Source organism: Pinibacter soli, from assembly GCF_029961145.1.
In the GTDB taxonomy this organism is placed as follows: Bacteria; Bacteroidota; Bacteroidia; order Chitinophagales; family Chitinophagaceae; genus Pinibacter; species Pinibacter soli.
Genome location: NZ_JASBRG010000007.1, coordinates 729,652 through 752,153, shown reverse-complemented (window position 1 = coordinate 752,153; position 22,502 = coordinate 729,652). Strand labels below are relative to the sequence as shown.

Below are 22,502 nucleotides of genomic sequence, written 5' to 3'. Positions count from 1 at the left end.
AGAAGAGAGGCTTGTGTAAGTTGACTGCAACAAAAAGCAAAGAGGAGGAAAAATTGTGTAAGAATTAAAACTGATCAAAACTAAATGATGAAGAACTTAGTCCGCTCTATGAAGGTAGGTCCTTTTTGCCAGTATGTGACATCGTTTAAAAAAAACTTTGGTTAAAGTATTTTTTAAACGGCTTACTATTACTACTGAATAGATTGGATTACAGAATTGTTAATGGTGCCATTTGAATTTGTTGATACATGAAAGAAAATATTTAGCGCCCTTAACTTTCAGGTTGGTCTTCCTTTGACGGAAGTTGCTGATTCAAATTTAGTTCCTCTATATCCAAATCACGTTCAACCTCTTTAAGAGCAGTGGTGCTTACTTTTCCGTCCTTGTGTAACTTTAATAGCAGGTCCCTCTGAAAAAGCCCGATCGCTATTCGCGCTTGTTGCAAAGGCGTCAGTATTCTGACAGCTACTCGTTTTCCTCCAGTTTCATTCCACTTATGCGCACGTATTTCACGCACTAGTCTTTCCGCTGTTAGTTCAAACTCTTTTTTCAATAATGCCTTAACCGATTCTTCCAACGGGAGAGGATATTCGTGATCTATGTAATGCAGTGTGCTCTTGATTAAATGTAATTGAATTTGTCGTTCCTCTTTATCTTCTTCACTATTTTTTACATTAAGCAAACGGATAAGCAACGGCAGCGAAAAACCTTGTATCACCAGCGTCACAAAAATAACAACAAAGCAAAGGAACACGATCAGGGCACGCTCGGGAAATGGTTTTCCGCTGTACAATGTCAATGGCAAAGCAAGTGCCGCGGCCATGGAAAGAACGCCCCTGGTGCCGGTCCATGCTACGATCATTACATTTTTCCATGTGTCGTCATGATCAATTTCAGTAGAGCCTAACCCATCTCCTGGCTTTTTCCATTTAAAAAGTCGTGCAAAATAGGCACCTGAAAAAACCCAGCCTATGCGTACACCGATAGTTACAACACTTATCAATGCACTGTATAAGAGAAGCGTGTACCATGAGTAGTAATTCAGTTCATTCAATATAACCGGTAACTGAAGCCCGATAGAGATAAAGACAAATCCATTTAGTAAAAACATGATCGTATCCCAAACATAAGTAGTTTGCAGACGCATATCGTAGGAGAAAACTTCCGATGAACGCACTGAAACAACAAGTCCGGCACTTACAACCGCAAGTATGCCAGACGCACCTATCCGTTCAGCAGCAAAGTAGGACAGAAACGGCGTTAGCAGTGTAAAGCAAGTCTCAATAATAGGCTGTTCGTGAATTTTATTATGTATCCAGGTAATGATGTAACCGATAAGTCCACCGATTAAAATGCCACCCGCAGCTACAAATATAAATTGAAGAGCAGCCTGCCACAGCACAAAACTTCCTGTGAGAACCGCGATCAATGCATAACGGTAAGCAATAAGCGCCGCTGCGTCATTTACCAGGCTTTCGCCTTCTAAAATGGCAGATACCTGCTTGTTCAAAGAAAGTCCCTTGAGTATGCCGGTTGCGGCGACCGCATCTGGCGGAGCAATGATGGCGCCCAGTAAAAACGCCGCGGGCCAATTAAAAGCCGGAATAAAATAATAAGCAGTTATAGCAACGGCCAGAATTGTAAAGAAAACGAGGTTAACGCCCAGCGCAGAGATCGGACGTATGTTGGCTTTAAAATCTTTCCAGGATGTGCGTGATGCGGCATCATATAGCAAAGGAGGAAGGATAACCACAAAAATAACATCAGGATTGAGAATGATCCGTGGTACTCCCGGAATGAAAGCAATTATTAATCCTGCAAGTACAAGCAATACAGGATAGGGGAGCTTGATTTTTTCAATAAAAGCAGACAACCCGATCAGTACTGCCATGATTAATATAATCACTTTGAAATTCTCCATCATATAACATCTTTCGGGAAAATAATGTAAGGTAGGTTTATTAGTTAACAGGAATACCTGCATATTACGTTCATAAAAAACGTACCGCGGTTAATTAAGCAAGTGCTCCGTAACAGCATCTTGCTCATAAATTTTTCAATTGGATAAATGTGTTGGATTGTCCGCCAATGAAGCATTACGTACCAAAAAATAACCTTCCAAAAACTGAATGCTTCTATAAAAATAGCACCGTTTTCTGGAAAGTTATTGATAACAAGTTTATGTTAAACTGAATGTTACTTTACTCGTGAATGTTAATCTCTGCCATTTGTGCCTGTTTATTGAGGCGCAATTATCTCAGTACCTATGGGCTTATCTAGCAATTCCGGTTTTACATACTTATCTAATTTCACCTGGTTAGCGGCAATCTTGTTTTTCAGATCCTGGATGTCGACATTTAGTTTGTCCAATGAGCTTGTTTCTTTCCTTGCATTTTTTGAATCTGACTTGGCGCTACTTGCATTGTTGTTTGCTGTTCTGGCCAACTTTTTGTCTTCCGGGTGATCACTTAGCTTACCTGCTGCTGTAGTATTAGCATCCGCAGACTTTTGAGCTTGTTGTGACGCATCATGTTTGTTTTGTGTTTTTTGCTCAACCTGATTTTGAAGTTTGCCCAGTTTCAGTTGATCTTCGCTGATTTTAGCGACCAGGGAAAGAGAGTCTGTATTTGCCTTTTGAAAAAAGAGTGAATCTGTGTTTACCTTTTGAGCAGATATAGATGCACAGACAAATAATAAACCAGTGAAGGTTAATAATAATTTCTTTGTCATAATAAAAATTGAAAGAATGTTGTTAATTAAATTAAAGTTGCGGTCTGTTCGTTAAGATTTCAACTATGCCTGCAGGCCTGAAGAATTGATTGCTTAAAACTTTGCGGAGAATAGAGAAAGAGACAGAGCTATTAGCCTGTTGTTTGATTCTTAAATCGTATCCTGAGAAAAATCTAAAGTAAGGTACGCAATAAATTCGACATAAGCGGAATTACTTTAAACGCAATGTCTACCGTAAAAATTTATCTCTGTTTGTTGTCGATTTTCCTGACCTGGAAATCGATATGTCTCGATATCCAATCTAATGAATTTGGTCAGAATGGAGACCTCTCTTCACGATATCAAATTTTGATGAATCAATAATGAAGTACTATAATAATCGGCAACATTCCCACCGGAAACTTTTCTGCAGCGGGCGGACGCTGAAAGTGCTATGAAATGTTCAATTTGCTGTGTAAGCACAAGAGGAGGTGTGTTATATTTCGTGGTTTTTTAAAAGAATTGCCATCGGTACTATTAACTACAAGCATGTACTTGAACTATGTTAATGCTTTGAAATATTATTTTTATCTTCAGTTTTGTATTTCAATTCAGCTTAGTTATTTATTGATATGGAGCTGACACTAACCTTCAGAGTGCTAGGACGTAAGTGTAACTTAACCCAAAAGCTATCTATAAGCGGATAGAAATCTTAATAATGATTTTGTATGGAAACCCCGAAACAAACAACACAAACAAACCCTGCCGTTGACAATAATCATTCAATTCTCCTGATAAAGGAAATTGAAGAAGAAAAGTCTTTGCTACTGCTATTAAGTAAGGATATTACTTCCTGCCGCACTAAACAGGATATTCAGCAAATTGTGTCTGAGAGGCTGGCCAAATATTTCCGTTTCAATGAAATTATGATATGTCTGGATAATACCGACAATCTAACCCATACCAACTACATTCATACTATTACGGAACAAACAATACAACACCCGAGTTTTGCCAAAGGCGTAGCGATGAAATATTATATTAATGACGGCATTTACAATGTTATTCAAACAGCGGAAGAGCCGGTAATATTTGATATGTATGAATTAATGAGGCGTTCAAACCGGCCTTACTATGTTGACTTTTTTTATGAGCTTAATGTTAACCAGTTAATCGGATTTCCTGTTCGGGTAAACAATAAAAGCTTCGGTGCTGTGTTTGTGTATGTAAAAGAAAAAATATTTTTTTCACCTTCTGAAATTAAGCTAGCCGAAGCCGTATGCGCACATATTTCCATTGCCATTTCCAATATACTCGCCTATGAACAAATTCAAAACCAACTGGCTGAAATCAAGCAGTATAAATCAAGGCTGGAACAGGAGAACTTGTATTTACAGGAACAAATGAGCGATGCCGTTAGTGCCGGTGATATTATTGGTGCTGCTACTTCGCTTAAAAAAGTTTTTCAGTTAATTGCCAATGTTGCACGTACTAACAGTACCGTTTTGATTATGGGCGAAACGGGCACCGGCAAGGAGTTAATTGCCAGGGCTATTCATAATACATCCGGCCGAAAGGATAAGCTGATGATCAAAGTAAACTGTGCTGCATTGCCGGCCCAACTGATAGAAAGTGAATTGTTTGGGCATGAAAAAGGAAGCTTTACCGGTGCTACTGAACGAAGGATGGGGAAGTTTGAGTTGGCAGACAATAGTACTTTATTTTTAGATGAGATTGGTGAAATGTCTTTGGATTTGCAGGTGAAGTTTTTGAGAGCTATCCAGGAAAAAGAGGTGGAAAGAATTGGTGGGCAAACTGTTATTAAAACAGATGTACGCATTATAGCGGCAACAAACCGCGACCTGGAAAAAGAAGTCGCGGCAGGAAGATTCAGAGCTGATTTATATTATCGACTGAACGTGTTTCCTATTGTGTTACCACCGCTGCGTCATCGAAAAGAAGATATTGATGAGCTAATTGCTTATTTCATTCACAAGCTAACGCCAAAAATTGGTAAAAAAATTACAGGCGTTGCACCTGCCGTTTTAAAAGAATTCCACCAATATGACTGGCCAGGAAATATTCGTGAACTGGAAAACGTGATTGAAAGAAGCATACTGATGGCAACGGGTCCCTGCATCGAAGATATTCATCTTGTTAGTACGGTAAAAGAACCATCTGTGTTACCGGAAGAACAAGACATCAAATCACTGGAACAAGTAGAAAGACAACATATAGTAGCTACGCTTAAGAAATGCAATGGAAGAATACGTGGCGAAAAAGGCGCTGCGGCTATGCTCAATCTTCCTCCAACTACACTGCAATCAAAAATGAAAAAGCTTGGAATTAATAAAGAATATTGATAAGTACAAAATTCTTCCTGCTACTAGGAAACCGTATTTACAGTAAGCCCGCCATCAATAATAATTTCAGTTCCGGTAATGAATGATGCATCGTCAGATGCAAGAAAATTTACCAGTTTTGCAATCTCTTCCGGTCTGGCAAATCTTCCCAATAATATTTTATTTTTCAAGTGATCATACATGCCTGTTAATTGTGTTTCTGATAAACCTAATTTATCATACAATGGTGTTTCTACCGGCCCTGGCGATACAGCGTTTACCCTTATTTTTTGAGACGCAAGTTCAGCTGCCAGAATTCGGTTTGCTGCAATAAGTGCGGCTTTTGAGGCTGAATAAACAATGCTTCCGGGAGCACCCAGGCTGGCGTTTACTGAGGCCATCAATATAACAGATGCACCGTTTGCAAGTACCGGCAGAAATTTCTGAATAGTGAAGATGGTGCCTTTAAAGTTCAGATCCATCATAGCATCAAAATGTTCCTCAGACATTGTATCTATAGCACTGAATTGTGTAATGCCGGCGTTTAAAAAGAGTATGTCGATCTTGCCATATGATTGCTGTACTTCACTTACTAAAGCATTTGTTTCTGTTATGGAAGACTGGTCTGCGCGAATACCATGTACATTCAATTCTTTTGAAACTTTATCCAGTGTCGGTGCATCTCTGGCTGTAATGATAACTGTTGCACCTGCTTCTCTAAACAGTTTTGCGGTGGCATAACCAATGCCGGTAGTGCCGCCGGTAATAACAGCGGTTTTGTTTTGCAGTGTATTCATATTTGCGGTTGTAAATGTGTGGTGATGGCAATACGGTTCCATGCATTGATTGTTACAATAGCCATGATGATTTGCGCCAGATATTTTTCATCAAAGAAGCTCGCAGCAGTTGTATATACTTCGTCTGTTACATGATCTTTAATAAGGCTTACAGCTTCAGTTAATGCAAGCAAAGCTTTTTCTGCATCACTAAATATCTCCACTTCCTTCCATGCATTTAATAAATAAATGCGTTGCTCTGTTTCGCCCGCTTCCCTTGCTTCTTTGGTATGAAGATTAATGCAGAAGGCACAACCATTTATTTGCGAAGCCCTGATCTTGATTAAATTTTTATGTGTTGTTTGCAGTGATGATGCCGACAGGTAACGTTCCAACGGGTACATTGCTTTGTATGCTTCCGGATCTGTTTGTTGAATGTTTATTCTTTTTTGCATGTGTTTTATTTTATTGTAGAATTCGATAAAGGGTTTATTAAGCCTATAGTTTTTCTAAAATTCTATTGTCTTTCTTTTACAGAAATGGGGTAAGCTTTGGACCTGAAATCAATCATAGGATCTGCAGGTTCAATTCCTGCCGGAATATTATTTGGAATGAAAAATAGCGCTTTATCAGCAGCCTCTGAATTGTCTGCCAGTCTTGTTAAGGTAACCGTTCCCAGAAAAACTTTCCGTCTTGTATTGGGCCATGCTACTGAAGGATTATCAATAACATCAATATTCTCCGCGATTTGAGCATACATTTTAAAGACCACCGGTTTTTTAGCTATCCGGTTTTTGATTTCGTTAATAAGATAATCAGCATCCTTATTATTGTATTCTTGTGCAGTAAGTAATTTCTCCTCTTCAGGAATAAATTGGTATCGTATATAACAAGATTTTCCCTTCCGGTTTGTAAACTTAAATGCGTTTACGCCAAAGTATGCAATTGTAGCATAGCTCGCAGGTAGTTTTTGTGTTGTAAGAAATGTTTTTGCTATTGGATGTGTTGCTAAAAAACTGTCAAGCGCAGTTGGTTTAAGCGCTCCTTCTCCGCTGCGAGCTATGGAAAGAAGTAAATCATGAAATTGATCTGAATTTTCAGTAGGAAAACCATTGAAGCTGTGACCAACAATGTCTGTTGCTGAACTATCATCCATAATGAACTTAATGGCCATTCCTCTTGGGTTTGCTGGCCCTGCATTATCGGGAATGTCGGGAATGCCTGTAAAATCAGAAAAGCGAACGATTACATTACTGCTTTTATTTTGTAGATGTTTCGCTTTGGTAATAGCTGCTGCATCTTTTGAAGGTGAGAATGTTCCGTCAAAAAACAGACCTTTTGTATGTACGGCCCGGGCGTGATGTTCTCCGAAAGTAGTGTGTAATGCAGTTACCAGATCTTTTGGATCGTATTTTAGCGTGTCATGTTGGGCGTATGCGATACCTGATGAAAGCGCGCCCGAAATAACTAACAGCAAAGTCAATTGTACCTGTTTCATATTATTGTTTATTAAGTTGAAAACCCTTTTAGATTCTTTGTTTTAACCATTCTATAATTTCCTTCATCACTATTTCTTTTCCTGTATCGTTAAGCAAGTCGTGATAATAACCTTCATACAGTTTTAAAGTTTTATCCGGAGAACCTGCGTGCTCATAGAAATATTCACTGCCCGACGGTTTAGTTGCTTTATCGGCAGTGCCGTGCAGGATCAATAACGGCAATTGAATTGTATTGAATCGACTCTTTAATTCTTCATCAGCGAGTGCCAGTTGTTGTATTGTTTTTGTAGACTGCACTTCATGTGCAATAAGCGGGTCGTTGTTCATCACTTCTACAGCGGCAGGGTCACGAGTAAAATCTTCATTTTTTAGTTTTACCACATGGGCATGTGGCGCCAGGTGGCTTAAACCTTTTAAGGCAGCGATTGCAAAATCAGGAGCGGGAAAGCGAAATGCAAAACTCTCGCAAATAAACCCGCTGAGTTTTTCACTGGGTGGTAATGTATAGATGGCTGAAAGCACACCACCTGCACTATGGCCTAAAAGAAATACTTTCAAACCAGGGCTTGCCGATAATGCAATGCCAACCAGTTGATCAATATCTGATATTAGTTCATGGTAGTCATTTATATAAAAACGTTCACCATCGGAGTTGCCGCGGCCTCGTAAATCAATAGCAAAAACTTCGAATCCGTTTGCAATTAATTGCTCTGCGGGCCACTGGTAATAACCGCTGTGTGCATTAAATCCATGAACAATAACAACAATAGCTTTTATTTGATTACCTGGTTGCCAATGGCGATACGAAATTGAGTATCCGTCAGCAGTTGTAAAAGCTGCTGTTTGTGGGAGTGTAGTCATGATATATTGTTATGCGTTTAGGCTGGTGATTATTTTTTTACATAGCCCTACATGTTCAGTAAAAGCAAACAGAGCCAGCCCTGCCACATGCCAGGTTTCCTTGTCCTTACCTAATGGTTTTACTTGTTGCGTGTTTAAATAATCGTGGGCAAGGTTGCGGAGAAATTCGTGATTGGAAAGTTCTGCAGCCATGTATTCTTTTTCAAAAGCTGATTCATCCAGGTTTTTGAGTTTTGAGAGAATGGCAGAAGCATCGCTGCTTAGCGTAGTTTGGGATGTCCCTAAATCTTCCAATACTTCAATCACAGTTGTTGCTTCCATTAATTCCCAGCCTGCGAATTCTTTGATTTCGGTGTTCGAAGTTTTTTCAAGAGCAATTTCACAGGCCAGTTTTGAAAGTTTTGCACGGGGCATTACACCGTTACGAAACTCTTTTTCGCTGACAAAATTAATGGTTGCCCGATTGAAGTTTTGATCCTGGTTCATTGCTTATTTTTTTGCTGTTATAGCTTCGATATTGAAGCAATTCAGCAAAAGCAAAACACCGGCCTTTTTTACAACCATTGATTATCAATGCTTTCAAATATGACTCAGTTTTAATTCAATGCTTTTTTCGGCGTTAGACGATAAGATGAACGAAATATCGTCGAGTTATACATTTGAAAGACTATCAACACTTCATTTTGTTAGCGGGTCTCCATGCAGCAATAGTGGGTTAAGCAAACAAGAATGGTGGATGCAGTAATTTCTTACATTTGATTAATAGGTCTCTTCATTATTTATTTCGCTGTAAGCAATGTGGTGAGTAGCATTGTCATTGACTTTGGAAGTAGTTGATATCATTATTGATATAGAAAAATTTCAAATCCAGTCACCCATAGAATTGTTTCCTTAACTACGTTTGGTTGTTGAATAAACAATTCCAATTGTGCCTACTGTGTGGGCACAATTGGGAAACATAGCAAGCCGTGATACAACGTCTGCCAAAAAAAATCAAAAAATGATATAGTATATTTCGTACATTAAAAATGTGTCACCTGACAATACAAATATAAAAATTGTTGCAAAAAAAATTGACTGTCGTGTATCATCATTTTGACGCACGTGTGTCGTTGATGGAGGAATTCCTAGACTTGAGGTCAAAACCGAACGAAAGCGAAAGTATTCGACAATGCGGTATTTTGGTCACCGTGTGTTATACTGCTTAAGGAAGATAGTATTTTCACAAAGATTTTTTCTATTTTTCATTTAGAGATTCCCCCACTAAAATTCACAGTAACCAGCAAAAAGGTATACCGATCCACAATTGCGAATACACTGTATTCGCAATTGGAAATGTTCAGTAAAAAGGATAGTATGTAAAATCGAAAATAGGTTGTATGAACTCAAAAAAAGGGTTGACGCCGAACCACCCTCTTTTAGATATTTTGGATATTATATGCTCGCAGACTGTGTGAAGTGGTTTTATAAAATATATGCCATTTTCAACAAACAGTTCTTTTTCGCTACTTTTTAACTTGAAAGTTAAATATGACAAATAGAATAATTACAAGCATTATAGTTGTTATCGGCGTAGTTTCCTCTTATCGATCAGCAGCTCAAATGGTGTGGCTTGACCAGTTAGATATAAGTGCCGCAACGCAAGGCTATGGCGTGCCCAACAATAACAGATCGGTGGATAACAGGACACTTACAATTGCTGGTCAAAAATTTCAGCGTGGTTTTGGGACACACGCAGAAAGTTCGTTGATCATCTTGTTGAAAGGAAAAGCGCAATCGTTTAGTGCCATGGTTGGCATCGATGACGAAGTCGCGGGACATGAACCTGCGGTAGAATTTGTTGTATTCGGAGATGGTAAAAAGATGTGGTCGAGTGGGATTATGCATTTGGGCGATAGTGCCAGAACATGCCAGGCTTCAGTTAAAGGGATTCAAAAAATGGAATTGGTGGTGAATGATGGAGGCAATGGCAATTACTACGATCATGCTGATTGGGTGGATGCAAAGTTTGAAACGACGGAACCAACTGCTTTGTCAACTGTTAATCCTATACCGGCAACTCCCTACATTTTAACCTCTAAAGCTCCGGCGAGTCCACGAATTAACGGTGCTACCGTTTTTGGCGTGAGACCCGGTTCCCCTTTTCAATTTCGCATTGCTGCAACTGGTGAGCGGCCGATGATTTTTTCCGCAACCGGACTACCTGCGGGTCTTTCGTTAGACAGCCATACTGGTTTAATTACCGGAAAGCTCGAAAGATGGGGCACATTTAATGTTAAACTTAAAGCCCGCAACACGAAAGGCATTGCAGAAAAAAACTTACGCATTGTGTGCGGTGATAAGATCGCGTTAACACCGCCTATGGGATGGAACAGTTGGAACTGTTTTGCCGGAGAAGTATCTGCTGACAAGGTAAAGCGGGCGGCCGATGCGATGGTAAAATCGGACCTGGTCAATCACGGCTGGGCCTACGTGAATATTGATGATTTCTGGCAAAACCATCGCGATTCAAAAGATGAATCTTTAAGAGGGAGGTTTCGTGACGATGCTGGTAACATTATTCCCAATGCCCGTTTTAAAGACATAAAGGAACTTGCTGACTATGTGCATGGACTTGGGTTGAAAATTGGTCTTTATTCAAGCCCCGGTCCATGGACTTGCGGAGGTTGTGCCGGTAGCTATGGTTATGAAAAACAAGATGCGGAAACCTATGCTAAATGGGGATTTGACTATCTGAAGTACGACTGGTGCAGTTACGGCAATGTGATTAATGGAATGCCTAACAACGACCCTTATAAAGTTTCGTCTCTATCGTACAAAGGCGGCAATGAGCTTCCAACTGCGAAAGCTCCCTTCTCGCTCATGGGAAAATTTTTACAAGAGCAGCCACGCGATATAATATTTAGTCTTTGTCAATATGGAATGTCTGATGTTTGGAAATGGGGCGACTCGGTGGGTGGCAGTTGCTGGCGCACGACCAACGACATTACAGATACATGGTCAAGTGTATCCAGCATCGCTCTTGCTCAAGACAAAGCGGCGCCTTATGCAAAACCCGGGAACTGGAACGATCCTGATATGCTTGTCCTGGGAACAGTTGGCTGGGGCAATCCTCATGCGAGCAAGCTCAAGCCAGATGAACAATATCTTCACTTTAGTTTATGGAGTTTATTTTCTGCACCGCTGTTGATTGGCTGTGATATGGAGAAGCTGGACGATTTTACACTTAATCTCCTAACAAACGACGAAGTGATTGCCGTGAACCAGGATGCCCTTGGTAAGCAAGCGATCTGCCAACTGAAGAAAGGCGATTTGCGAATTTATGTAAAGGAGCTGGAAGACCGGAGCCATGCAGTGGGTTTCTGCAATTTTGGATTAGAGCCTATTGATATGCCATTTTCAGATTTTCAACAATTGGGTTTAACAGGCAAATTAAAAGTACGCGATCTGTGGAGGCAGAAAGACATTACAAAATTGGACACCCGGAAGGATAAACTTTCTGTAAAAGTTCCTGCACATGGTGTGTTGCTGTTGAAATTTGATTGCATCAAATGATTTCGTTATTAATTGACCGGGTGGAATTATTTGAGTAGTTTTTAAAAAAGATTGACAAGGATGAAGTTGACAAAGACGATTTTTTTTGCTGTGGCGATATTGTGCCGGATAAACGGGCATGCACAAACGCAGCCATCGCAGTTACCGTTCTGGAATTACAAGCTGGGATTTAAAGAAAGAGTAGATGACCTGGTGGGTCGGTTAACGCTGGAGGAAAAAGTGGCTCAAATGCTCAATCATGCGCCGGCCATTCCAAGGCTCGGTATTCCAGCGTACGACTGGTGGAATGAAGTGCTGCATGGCGTCGCCAGAACGCCTTTTAAAACAACGGTATACCCGCAAGCCATTGCGATGGCCGCCACCTGGGATACTACTGCGTTATACACAATGGCCGATCAGAGCGCCATGGAAGGAAGAGCGATCCATAACAAAGCAATTGCATCCGGCAAAACCGGCGAACGTTATTGGGGGCTTACCTACTGGACGCCAAATATCAATATTTTTCGCGATCCCCGTTGGGGTCGCGGGCAGGAAACATATGGTGAAGATCCTTTTTTGACTGCCATGCTGGGAAAGGCTTTTGTGCATGGCCTCCAGGGAGACGATCCGAAATACCTGAAAGCGGCAGCCTGCGCAAAGCATTATGCTATACACAGTGGTCCGGAGCCGTCACGGCATGAATTTAATGTGGATGTCAGCGCACAGGATCTCTGGGAGACTTATCTGCCGGCATTCAAAGAGCTTGTTACAGACGCCCACGTGGCCGGTGTAATGTGTGCATACAATGCCTTCAGGAAACAACCTTGTTGTGGAAGTGATCTGCTGATGATCGATATCCTGCGCAATCAATGGAAGTTTAACGGGTATGTTACTTCTGATTGCTGGGCCATTGATGATTTCTTTAAACACCATAAAACGCACACCAATGCTGAAACAGCATCAGCAGATGCAGTGTTTCATGGAACAGATGTAGAGTGTGGTACCGACGCTTATTTGTCCTTGGTTAAAGCTGTAAAAGATGGCATCATCAAAGAATCGCAAATTACTGTTTCAGTGAAAAGATTGTTTATGATCCGCATGCAGCTGGGTATGTTTGATCCTGCGTCAGAAGTTGTTTATGCGCAAACGCCAACCAGTGTTTTGGAGAGTGGAGAACACAAAGCACAAGCCCTTAAAATGGCACAGGAATCTATTGTATTACTCAAAAATGAAAACAACACTTTACCTCTTAGTAAATCATTAAAGAAGATTGCAGTAGTTGGACCCAATGCTGAAAACAGTATTGCTGTACTCGGAAATTATAACGGAACGCCGTCTGAAATTGTAACAGCATTGAATGGCATCGGGCAAAAGGTTTCCAGTGATACAAAAGTGGTGTATGAACAGGCAGTGAATTTTACCAACGATACATTGCTGGCTTTTACCGACATAAGTGCACAGTGCGCTTATGAAGGCAAACATGGTTTTAAAGCTGAATATTTTGCTAACCGTCAACTTGGCGCAAGTCCGATTGTAGTGAATGAAAACGAAATCGATCATTTCTGGCAGGAAGGACAGCAGGTAACCGGCAGCATTAAAGCGAATGATTTTTCAGCACGGTACACCACCAACTTTACTGCCGGGGAAGATGGCTACATAACATTCCAGGTGCAAGGCGATGATGGCTATAAATTTATGATCAATGATAAGGAAGTCATAAACGCATGGGAAAGGAACCGTTGGGGCGCAAGAACTTACAGGCTCGACACAAAGAAAGGAGAAGTGTATAAACTCGTGTTAGAATATTGGCAGGGAGATGGAAAAGCAAGCGTCGCATTAAAAGCAGGCAAATTTGTGAAAACTGATTTTAATGCACTTGCCAACAGATTAGCTGATGCAGATGCCATCATTTTTGTTGGAGGCATTTCCCCACAACTTGAAGGCGAAGAAATGAAAGTTGATTATCCCGGTTTTAACGGCGGAGACAGAACATCGATCTTGTTGCCATCTGTGCAAACCGAACTATTAAAAACATTGCAGAAAACAGGCAAGCCCGTGGTGTTCGTCATGATGACCGGCAGTGCCATTGCAATGCCATGGGAGAGTGTGCATATACCTGCCATTGTAAACGCATGGTATGGCGGACAGTCAGCAGGAACTGCGATTGCGGATGTGTTGTTTGGTGATTACAATCCATCGGGTCGTTTACCTGTTACGTTCTACAAAAGCGATGCAGATCTTGGTTCTTTTGAGGACTATTCGATGAATAACCGCACTTATCGTTATTTCAAGGGAGAACCTTTGTATCCTTTTGGGTATGGCTTGAGTTACACCTCCTTTCAATACAAAAATCTGGTGATTCCTGCTGCCGTTAAAGCAAATGCAAATATTCCTGTTGACGTGACTGTTACCAACACCGGCAAACGTGCAGGTGAAGAAGTGGTTCAGTTATATATTTCCTACCAGGGGCAATCTTTTAAAGTGGCGCGAAAAGCACTCAAAGGTTTCAAGCGTATACATTTAAAGCCGGGAGAAACGAGTATCGTCCATTTTACTTTAACAGCAAAAGAGTTGGCAGTTGCCAATGCCAATGGGAAAATGATTTGTCCTGCCGGCAAACTGGTTATTAGTGTTGGAGGTGGGCAGCCGGGTGTAAAAAATATCCCGACCGGTAATGTATTACAAAAAGACATAAAGATCAACTAGCGTTTAATTGGGTTATATTCTAATTAAAAAAAGTAATGTCTAGGGAAATAAAACCCCTTTTAAGATAATGAAGATTCATAAGCAGAGGCATCTCAAAGATCCGGTGCGGTTGGGTTTAGCCTGATCTCGTTTTTTTGACCTTAAGCGATTAAAAGCCGGCTAGTCACCGGCTTTTTTGTTGTTGTCTCCCATAGAACTGTATTAACCTGAATACTTACCTGCTAAAATAACTATTTGCATTGCTGCTGAACATTTGTGTTATTCTTTTCAACAAATAAGCAATCCTTTCCTTAGCCTCCTTTATACATTTGATTGTGTTGCGGCAAGAAATTTATTCAATTTTTTTACAGCAATGAAACGACGGGTTGGGACCTCAAGCCTGAGATATTTTTTAACTACCCTGTATATTATAAGTGAATTCAATCATGAAAAAAATAGCGATCATTACCGGCGGAGGATCAGGAATCGGGCTGGCAACCGCAGAGAAATTTGTGAGGGCCTCTATACACACCATCATCATAGGCCGGGATCAACAAAAGCTTTCAGAAGCGGCAGAAAAACTGGGCCCTCTTTGTGAAACCATTGCCTGTGACCTGAACACACTCTGCGAAATACCGAAACTGGTGCAATGCATATTGGATAAACATGGCCGCATAGATATTCTGGTAAACAACGCGGGAATCAACATGAAAAAGGAATTGGTGGAAGTGACCGATGCAGAGTTTCAAAATATTTTGTTGACGAATGTAACCGCTGCTTTTTCGTTAACACGCGAAGTGATCAAAGCAATGCTTGCACAACAAATAAACGGAAGCATTATTAACATCAGTTCCATGGCATCCCAATACGGCCTGCCGAAAGTGATTGCTTACACCGCTTCAAAGGCAGCCATTGAAGGGATGACAAGGGCAATGGCCGTGGAGCTTTCACCCAGGGGAATAAGAGTGAATTGCATTGCGCCTGGTTTTATTGCCACCAACATGAGTGCGAAGGCTTTGAACAATGATCCCGAGCGCAAGCAAAAAGTAATGTCGCGAACACCAATGGGTGTTCTTGGTAATCCCTCAGATATTGGGGATGCTGCTTTATTCCTGGCCTCCGATGCGGCCTGTTACATTACTGGCGTAATACTGCCGGTAGATGGCGGAAACTCAATTGGGTTTTAAATAAAGCTGACTGAACAACACCTCATAAACGCATACCACACGTTGCTTGTATGAAAGAAGACAGAGAGATTACCATATATGACATAGCCAGACGCCTGAATGTTTCTGCTGCCACAGTTAGCAGGAGTTTAAAGGATCATCATGCAATCAGCAATGCCACCAAAAAGAAAGTGCATGCGGTGGCGAGAGAAATGGGATATCGTTCCAATAGCTTTGCAAGGAATCTTCGCCGGCAACAGGCAAATACTTTGGGGCTCATTGTTCCGCGACTTAACAGCTACGTTGTTTCTTCCATTATAGCAGGCATGGAAAAAATCGCCAATGAATTTGGATACAATATCATTATCAGTCAATCCCTCGGTTCTGCCAAAAAGGAGATCTCCAATATCGATATGATGTTTGACAGCCGCGTAGATGGTTTACTCGTTTCTCTCGCCCACGATGCCAAAAGCATGGATCATTTCAACGCGTTCTTTAATAAGCACATACCGGTAGTATTCTTCGATCGCGTTTGTGAAGATGCACGCAGCCTGAATATCGTTATAGACAATTACAAAAGCGCTTACAATATTACCCGGCATTTAATTGAACAGGGTTGCAGGCGCATTATGCATATAGCCGGGCAATCTTCAACCAATATTTATGCGGAAAGATGCCGCGGTTATAAAGATGCACTCCTCCATGCGGGGCTTTATTTTGATGATAACCTCCTTGTCGTAAATGACCTGACCGAAAAAAGCGGGATAGAGGCCGGAAACCAGATCCTGCAAATGACGGAAAAGCCGGATGGCGTTTTTGTCGCAAATGACCTTTGTGCCATTTATTGTATGCAGACGCTTAGGGCTGCCGGCATGAAGATTCCGCAGGAAATTGCTTTCGCCGGATTTAATAATGAACCTATTACCAAGATAGTAGAACCGAATCTAACTACGGTAAATTATCCATGTTATGAAATGGGAGAGATGGCAGCACGGTGTCTTATTGATCATCTTTCAGGGGCACGCACAGTAGACAATGCGAATACGATCATCCTTCGGTCGGAAATTATTGTAAGGCAATCGTCTTTAAAAATGAAAAATGAAACTGCGTTGCTAATGGTCGATGGCCCAGAATCCTTGTCGTAGTGCAGTTTTGGACATTTGTTCCATTCTTCCTGCACGTTTTGAACATTTGTGCGACGATTTTGGCGAAATGTAAAGTCGAAAAAGACAGCCGGCAGATACTTTTGGAATGTTTGATAGATGCCAGTCTATAACCCAAAAAACTTTTGCAATGCCAGTAAATCAATACCAATCAGTTTTGACAATCCTCCGAAATATCGGGTATAAACCTCCGCAGCCCAACATTTCCAGATCAGAGAATTAGCGAAGATGCTTTGTAAAAATGGTGAAAGCCTTTTACAAAGCCACATCCTTTGTGCACTAACCAAAACTGCTTTGAAAGATTGCTATATGAAACTAACTTACTTTTCAGGTAATGCTTCCCTGGATGCCGATCCGCCGGTGAAGACTTTGTTAACCCATTTAAAGGTGGGGAATAAAAGCGCTTTTGTGCATATTTATAATACCTACCATAATTCCCTTTATGGTTATGCCTTGCGTTTTGTAAAAATTCCCCAGGTAGCAGAGGACATCGTTCAGGAGGTTTTTATTAAGGTTTGGGACCGGCGTTCAAATATTGATCCATCGCTTTCTTTTAAGTCATACCTGTTTACCATAACCCGAAATGCTGTTTTTAAACAGCTTAAGAAAATTGCCGCCGACGATCAGATGCGAACAGAAGTGGCTCTTCATATCGGAAACAAAGTTGCTGATCCTGCATTGCAATTACAGTGGCAGCAATACAATCACATTTTAACGGTTGCCATTGAGCGGTTACCACCCCAACGAAAAAGAGTTTTCAAACTTTGCCGACTTGAAGGAAAAAAATACGAAGAGGTGGCCACAGAATTAAATCTGACACGCAATACCGTAAAGGAGCACATGGTACTTGCTGTGCGATCTATCAGGGAGTATGTAGGGCACCATGCAGATATGCAATTGATGCTCGCAGTTTCCGTGGCGGTAATGATTAATTGATCATTATATAAATGTTAAAAAAACTTTCAACACACCCACCCTTGTTTTTGGTTTAAGGATATTATAAGTGATCGCGATGCTTGCGACTATTTATATGATTAAAGACGACCAATATTATAAGGCGTTGTTGACCCGTTATCTCGACAATGAATGCACACCGGAGGAACTTTCGGAGATAATGAACTATTTATCGAAAGAAGAATCTGATACTTTATTACAGTCAGTGTTGAGAGATAACATTGCTGAAGGTCCTTTATCCTCTGAAAGTATTGCTGAAAAAGCTTCTGGAAGAATACTTAATGAACTAATGGTAACAGTTGAGGTGGCCCCTGTTGTTCCATTTTATAAACGCACAAAATATTACAAAGTTGCGGCCGCAATGATAGCCATTGTAGTCAGCATATTGTACACAATTGGATTTCGCCAGAAAGAGCAAACAAAAATTGTAGCCCAAACAGGTTATTGTAACAGATTTAAAAATGACGTTGCACCCGGCAGCAATAAAGCGACACTGATATTGGGAGATGGCTCCGCGATCGATCTTGATAATGCAAACAACGGGACCTTAACGAAACAGGGCGGTGTGGAAGTTGTAAAGTCAGGAGATAAGTTGTCCTATAAAACAAGTAATTCAATTACGGATGAAATAGTATACAACACCATTGTAACACCAAGAGGCGGGCAGTATCAACTACAACTTCCGGACGGCACGAAGGTGTGGTTGAATGCCGCTACCAAATTAAAATTCCCGGCTGCATTTGTAGGAAAAGAGCGCCATGTAGAAATTGAAGGAGAAGCTTATTTTGAAGTAGCGCAAAATATCAGCAAACCATTTACTGTGGGCGTTCATAACGGAGAAGTGCAAGTTCTCGGAACGAACTTCAATATTATGGCCTACCGCGAAGAAGCGGCTATCAATACAACATTGCTGCAAGGTTCTGTAAAATTCAGAACGGCTACAGATAGCAGCATGCTTAGGCCTGGACAGCAGTCCCAGTTATGCAACGACGGAAAAATCAAAATCAATAAATCCGCAGATGTAGATGCTGTGATGGCGTGGAAGAACGGCGCCATCAATTTCTGCAACGCAGATCTGAAGACAGTTATGCGACAGTTGTCCCGCTGGTATGATGTCGATATCGATTATCAAAACACCTCCTTCAATCTGCATTTCGTTGGCGAGTTGCCAAGAAGCCTGAGCCTGATCGAAGTTTTAAAAGCACTCGAACTTACAGGCAATCTTCATTTTGGTATTGAAGGCAAAAAAATCGTGGTATTGCCTGAGTCAAAATAAAATGTCAAACATGATCCACTTTTCATTCAGCTATCCTGAATATAAAACGATGGATTCAATTGAATAACGCAACCTCTTTATTGTTAAACTAAAAGTAAACCAAAACTATGCATTTGATTGTTTGCCTAAAGTCCTTTGTATCAAAGGAGCCTTTAAGAATGCGCTTATTGGTGAAATGTCTGGTACTCCTCTTATGTGCCACCGGCCTGTCTTCAAAGGCATCGGCGCAGGGGATAACTTTGCATGAAACAAACGCCAGCTTAGAGAAGATTTTTACGGAGATCAAAAAACAAACCGATTTTACGTTCATCGCAACGAAAGAACATTTTCAGAAATCGCATCCTGTAACGATTTCGGTTACCAACGCCACACTGGAGAATGTTTTGAAAATTACTTTCCAGGGTCAGCCGCTGGAATATTCCATCGTTAAAAAAACAATAGTTGTTGTTGACAAGAAAGTTGCCATTGTGGAGCCTGTTCCTGCATTGGCAACGAGTACTGTCGCTGTGATGGCAACAGGTACTGTTAAAACAGATAAAGGTGATCCGCTTGTTGGTGCCACTGTTACTGAAAAAGGAACCAACAACGGTACACAAACAAAAGAGGATGGCAGTTTTTCATTGAAAGTAAGAAGCAGTAAATCTGTGCTTGCAATCGGATATGTTGGTTACTTCTCCAAAGATGTAGCCATAGCTGGAAAAGAAAATGCAATCGCGGTGTCTCTGGCACTTGCCAGCCAGGCGGCGACAGATACCATTATCATTGTAGGATATGGAAGACAGAAGAAGGAAAGTGTGGTGGGCGCCATTGTACAAACATCCGGCAAAGTACTTGAGCGCACCGGCGGTGTCACCAACCTGGGCATGGCGCTGACTGGTAATCTGCCCGGCCTGATCACTACCGCTTCTTCCGGCATGCCTGGCGCTGAAGATCCGCAAATGGTGGTGCGTGCACAAAGCTCATGGAACAATAGTTCTCCACTTATCCTCGTAGATGGTATTGAACGCTCCATGAGTTCGATTGACATTTCTTCTGTTGAAAGTGTTTCTGTATTGAAAGATGCGTCTGCTACCGCCGTGTACGGTGTGAAAGGTGCGAACGGCGTAGTTTTGATCACTACAAAAAAAGGAACGGAAGGAAAAACAAGCATACAGATCAGGTCCAATGTTACCGCAAAAGTTCCTTCCAAGCTGCCACAGAAATATGACTCCTATGATGCGCTGGAACTCAAGGATCGTGCGATTGAACGTGAGCTGATGATTTCTGCAAATGGTTGGACCTCATATAAGCCACAAGATATCATTAATAAGTACCGCAATCCTGCAAACACAGCGGAAGCTGACAGGTATCCAAATGTAGACTGGGAGAAAGAATTGTTCAAGGACCATGCAATGTCTTACAATACGAGTGCCAATGTTTCCGGCGGCTCTAAGTTTGTCAATTATTTTGCCGGTGTAGATTTTGTGAGTGAAGGTGACCTGTTCAAAACCTATCAGAATAACAGGGGATACCAGGCTGGCTATGGTTATACACGCACTAACGTACGCAGCAACCTTGATTTTAATCTGACAAAGACGACTAAATTATCTACCAAAATATTTGGCTCCAATGCCGTGCGCAAATTGCCCTTCAACGTTGCAGACGGTGACGCAAGCTTTTGGGCATCTGCTTACCGTACTTCTCCCGATGCGATGCAGCCCATTTATTCCGATGGCACCTGGGGCTTTTTCCAGCCACGCAATGCAGACGTTCCCAACTCTGTATATAATCTCGCGATGTCTGGTGTTGAAAAAAGGACCACTACGCAGATCACTACTGACTTTATTTTGCAACAGCAACTGGATATGATTTTACGTGGCCTTAGTTTTCGTACCAATTTTTCCTTTGACAATTCATTTAAAGAAACCGGACGAGGCATCAATGACCTGTATAATTCAGCACAACGCAAATGGGTAGATCCCGAAACAGGCACCATATACCTGGAGCAGCAAATCAATACAGGCACACAGCTTGATTACACCGATGGTGTTCGCTGGTCAAGCGTGGGTGGATCAGTGGACAGGGGCGCCACTTATCGCAGGGTCAACTATTCTTTCCAGTTAAATTATAACCGCAGGTTTGGCAAGCATGATATTACTGCAATGGGATTGTTGCTGAGAGAAAAATATGCAACAGGTAGTGAGTTCTTTCACTTCCGTGAAGACTGGGTATTTAGGGCTACTTACAACTATGCCGCAAAATATTTTTTCGAAACGAATGGCGCTTACAACGGATCGGAAAAATTTGGACCTGATTATCGCTTTGCATTCTTCCCATCTTTTTCAGCAGGCTGGATGGTCAGCAACGAGCAGTTTATGAAAAATCTTGGCTTCACCAACACACTGAAAGTTCGTGCATCGTGGGGAAAGATTGGTGATGATAATGTGAGTGATCGCTGGTTGTATAGAGACCAGTGGTCATATGGCGGCAACACTTTGATGGGAAGCATTCCTGCCAATACACCATACACTTATTACCGCATCAGTTCCCTGGGCAATCCAAACGTTTCCTGGGAAACTGTGGAGAAGAAAAACCTCGGTATCGACTACGGTTTCCTCAAAGGCAAGATTGAAGGTAGCGTAGATGTTTTTAGCGATCACCGTACCAATATTTTGATCGATGGTAGCCAACGTGCCATTCCCACTTACTTCGGTGCCACTGCACCAAAAGCAAACCTTGGCGAGGTGAAGAGTAAAGGCTACGAAGTAGAGCTGAAACTGAATCATACAATAGGTACCGTGCATTTGTGGGCCAACCTTAATATGACGCATGCCACCAACAAGGTAATATTCCGTGATGATCCCGAGTTGCTTCCGGATTATCAAAAAAATGCTGGTTATGCCATCGGTCAAACCAGGGCTTACTTAAACGCCGGTTTTGTACAGAGCTGGGACGATGTATATGGCAGTACACAGAGATCCACCAACAACAATAACAAACTCGTAGGTGACTACAACATCATCGACTTCAATGGCGACGGCGTGATTGATACGTACGACCAGGCACCTTATCAATATACCGGAACTCCACAGAATACCTATAGTGCTACAGTGGGGTTGGATTGGAAAGGGTTTAATGTTTTCGTCCAGTTCTATGGCGTAAACAATGTTACCCGTGAAGTAACTTTTCCTACGTTCCATTCTTCTTCCAACGTGGCTTTCGTTGAAGGCACTTATTACACTAAAGGAGCAGGTGGTACTATTCCGCTTCCACGCTGGGCAACACTCATGGGTCCTGATGCAGCCGGCACAAGGTATTTATTCGACGGGTCCTATACAAGGTTGAAAAATGCAGAAATAGGTTACACCCTTAGCGGAAACAGCATCAGAAGACTCGGCATAAAAGCCTGTAAGTTTTATGCGAATGGCAACAACCTGTTGTTATGGACAAAGATGCCGGATGACCGTGAATCCAATTTCAGCGGAAACTCCAGCTTTGGTGCTTATCCTACTGTTAAACGCTTTAACCTGGGTCTTGACATAACCTTATAAAATCAAC

The 22,502-nt window shown here is 41.6% G+C and carries 15 protein-coding genes; 8 read left to right on the top strand and 7 right to left on the bottom strand.

What is annotated here, in order from left to right:
- Positions 1 to 271: 271 nt before the first annotated feature.
- On the bottom strand, positions 272 to 1,891 hold the full coding sequence (locus tag QJ048_RS13935; RefSeq protein WP_282334986.1) for a Na+/H+ antiporter: 1,620 nt from the start codon (positions 1,889 to 1,891) through the stop codon (positions 272 to 274).
- 347 nt (positions 1,892 to 2,238) lie between these two features.
- Entirely contained in the window at positions 2,239 to 2,730 is a 492-nt protein-coding gene (locus QJ048_RS13930; RefSeq protein WP_282334985.1) for a hypothetical protein, read from the bottom strand.
- A 707-nt stretch (positions 2,731 to 3,437) separates the two neighbouring features.
- Here QJ048_RS13930 and QJ048_RS13925 point away from each other — a divergent pair.
- Positions 3,438 to 5,072: a sigma 54-interacting transcriptional regulator gene (locus tag QJ048_RS13925; protein WP_282334984.1), complete on the top strand. Its 1,635-nt coding sequence runs from the start codon at positions 3,438 to 3,440 to the stop codon at positions 5,070 to 5,072.
- A gap of 23 nt (positions 5,073 to 5,095) precedes the next feature.
- On the opposite strand, the gene QJ048_RS13920 is transcribed toward QJ048_RS13925, so the two are convergent.
- The 5 genes from QJ048_RS13920 to QJ048_RS13900 form a co-directional block, all read right to left on the bottom strand.
- Complete coding sequence (locus QJ048_RS13920) at positions 5,096 to 5,848, bottom strand: SDR family oxidoreductase (RefSeq protein WP_282334983.1); 753 nt, start codon at positions 5,846 to 5,848, stop codon at positions 5,096 to 5,098.
- Positions 5,845 to 6,282: a carboxymuconolactone decarboxylase family protein gene (locus QJ048_RS13915; RefSeq protein WP_282334982.1), complete on the bottom strand. Its 438-nt coding sequence runs from the start codon at positions 6,280 to 6,282 to the stop codon at positions 5,845 to 5,847. The genes QJ048_RS13920 and QJ048_RS13915 overlap by 4 nt, the downstream gene beginning before the upstream one ends.
- Before the next feature lie 62 nt (positions 6,283 to 6,344).
- Positions 6,345 to 7,325: a catalase family peroxidase gene (locus QJ048_RS13910; protein ID WP_282334981.1), complete on the bottom strand. Its 981-nt coding sequence runs from the start codon at positions 7,323 to 7,325 to the stop codon at positions 6,345 to 6,347.
- 28 nt (positions 7,326 to 7,353) lie between these two features.
- On the bottom strand, positions 7,354 to 8,187 hold the full coding sequence (locus QJ048_RS13905) for an alpha/beta hydrolase (protein ID WP_282334980.1): 834 nt from the start codon (positions 8,185 to 8,187) through the stop codon (positions 7,354 to 7,356).
- 9 nt (positions 8,188 to 8,196) lie between these two features.
- Complete coding sequence (locus tag QJ048_RS13900) at positions 8,197 to 8,673, bottom strand: DUF4142 domain-containing protein (protein WP_282334979.1); 477 nt, start codon at positions 8,671 to 8,673, stop codon at positions 8,197 to 8,199.
- Between the two features lie 1,044 nt (positions 8,674 to 9,717).
- On the opposite strand from QJ048_RS13900, the gene QJ048_RS13895 reads away from it, so the two are divergent.
- The 7 genes from QJ048_RS13895 to QJ048_RS13865 all read left to right on the top strand — a co-directional run bounded on the left by QJ048_RS13895 (position 9,718) and on the right by QJ048_RS13865 (position 22,495).
- Positions 9,718 to 11,742, top strand: coding sequence for an NPCBM/NEW2 domain-containing protein (locus QJ048_RS13895; protein ID WP_282334978.1), 2,025 nt, complete (start codon positions 9,718 to 9,720; stop codon positions 11,740 to 11,742).
- Positions 11,743 to 11,802: 60 nt separating this feature from the next.
- Entirely contained in the window at positions 11,803 to 14,427 is a 2,625-nt protein-coding gene (locus tag QJ048_RS13890; protein ID WP_282334977.1) for a glycoside hydrolase family 3 C-terminal domain-containing protein, read from the top strand.
- A 425-nt stretch (positions 14,428 to 14,852) separates the two neighbouring features.
- Entirely contained in the window at positions 14,853 to 15,593 is a 741-nt protein-coding gene (locus tag QJ048_RS13885; RefSeq protein WP_282334976.1) for an SDR family NAD(P)-dependent oxidoreductase, read from the top strand.
- Positions 15,594 to 15,643: 50 nt separating this feature from the next.
- Positions 15,644 to 16,717 (top strand): LacI family DNA-binding transcriptional regulator, encoded by a 1,074-nt coding sequence (locus QJ048_RS13880; RefSeq protein WP_282334975.1) that lies wholly within the window; start codon positions 15,644 to 15,646, stop codon positions 16,715 to 16,717.
- A 327-nt stretch (positions 16,718 to 17,044) separates the two neighbouring features.
- Complete coding sequence (locus QJ048_RS13875; RefSeq protein ID WP_282334974.1) at positions 17,045 to 17,671, top strand: RNA polymerase sigma factor; 627 nt, start codon at positions 17,045 to 17,047, stop codon at positions 17,669 to 17,671.
- Between the two features lie 76 nt (positions 17,672 to 17,747).
- Positions 17,748 to 18,965: a FecR family protein gene (locus tag QJ048_RS13870; RefSeq protein WP_282334973.1), complete on the top strand. Its 1,218-nt coding sequence runs from the start codon at positions 17,748 to 17,750 to the stop codon at positions 18,963 to 18,965.
- Positions 18,966 to 19,078: 113 nt separating this feature from the next.
- Positions 19,079 to 22,495, top strand: coding sequence for a SusC/RagA family TonB-linked outer membrane protein (locus tag QJ048_RS13865; RefSeq protein WP_282334972.1), 3,417 nt, complete (start codon positions 19,079 to 19,081; stop codon positions 22,493 to 22,495).
- The last annotated feature ends 7 nt before the right edge of the window (positions 22,496 to 22,502 follow it).

What these genes read in the sequence shown, in the direction of transcription:
- QJ048_RS13880 (WP_282334975.1), top strand. Translation starts at nt 15,644, where the DNA reads ATGAAAGAAGACAGAGAGATTACCATATATGACATAGCCAGACGCCTG.
- QJ048_RS13935 (WP_282334986.1), bottom strand. Translation starts at nt 1,891, where the DNA reads ATGGCAGTACTGATCGGGTTGTCTGCTTTTATTGAAAAAATCAAGCTC.
- QJ048_RS13915 (WP_282334982.1), bottom strand. Translation starts at nt 6,282, where the DNA reads ATGCAAAAAAGAATAAACATTCAACAAACAGATCCGGAAGCATACAAA.
- QJ048_RS13885 (WP_282334976.1), top strand. Translation starts at nt 14,853, where the DNA reads ATGAAAAAAATAGCGATCATTACCGGCGGAGGATCAGGAATCGGGCTG.
- QJ048_RS13875 (WP_282334974.1), top strand. Translation starts at nt 17,045, where the DNA reads ATGAAACTAACTTACTTTTCAGGTAATGCTTCCCTGGATGCCGATCCG.
- QJ048_RS13870 (WP_282334973.1), top strand. Translation starts at nt 17,748, where the DNA reads ATGCTTGCGACTATTTATATGATTAAAGACGACCAATATTATAAGGCG.
- QJ048_RS13930 (WP_282334985.1), bottom strand. Translation starts at nt 2,730, where the DNA reads ATGACAAAGAAATTATTATTAACCTTCACTGGTTTATTATTTGTCTGT.
- QJ048_RS13920 (WP_282334983.1), bottom strand. Translation starts at nt 5,848, where the DNA reads ATGAATACACTGCAAAACAAAACCGCTGTTATTACCGGCGGCACTACC.
- QJ048_RS13925 (WP_282334984.1), top strand. Translation starts at nt 3,438, where the DNA reads ATGGAAACCCCGAAACAAACAACACAAACAAACCCTGCCGTTGACAAT.
- QJ048_RS13905 (WP_282334980.1), bottom strand. Translation starts at nt 8,187, where the DNA reads ATGACTACACTCCCACAAACAGCAGCTTTTACAACTGCTGACGGATAC.
- QJ048_RS13900 (WP_282334979.1), bottom strand. Translation starts at nt 8,673, where the DNA reads ATGAACCAGGATCAAAACTTCAATCGGGCAACCATTAATTTTGTCAGC.
- QJ048_RS13895 (WP_282334978.1), top strand. Translation starts at nt 9,718, where the DNA reads ATGACAAATAGAATAATTACAAGCATTATAGTTGTTATCGGCGTAGTT.
- QJ048_RS13910 (WP_282334981.1), bottom strand. Translation starts at nt 7,325, where the DNA reads ATGAAACAGGTACAATTGACTTTGCTGTTAGTTATTTCGGGCGCGCTT.
- QJ048_RS13890 (WP_282334977.1), top strand. Translation starts at nt 11,803, where the DNA reads ATGAAGTTGACAAAGACGATTTTTTTTGCTGTGGCGATATTGTGCCGG.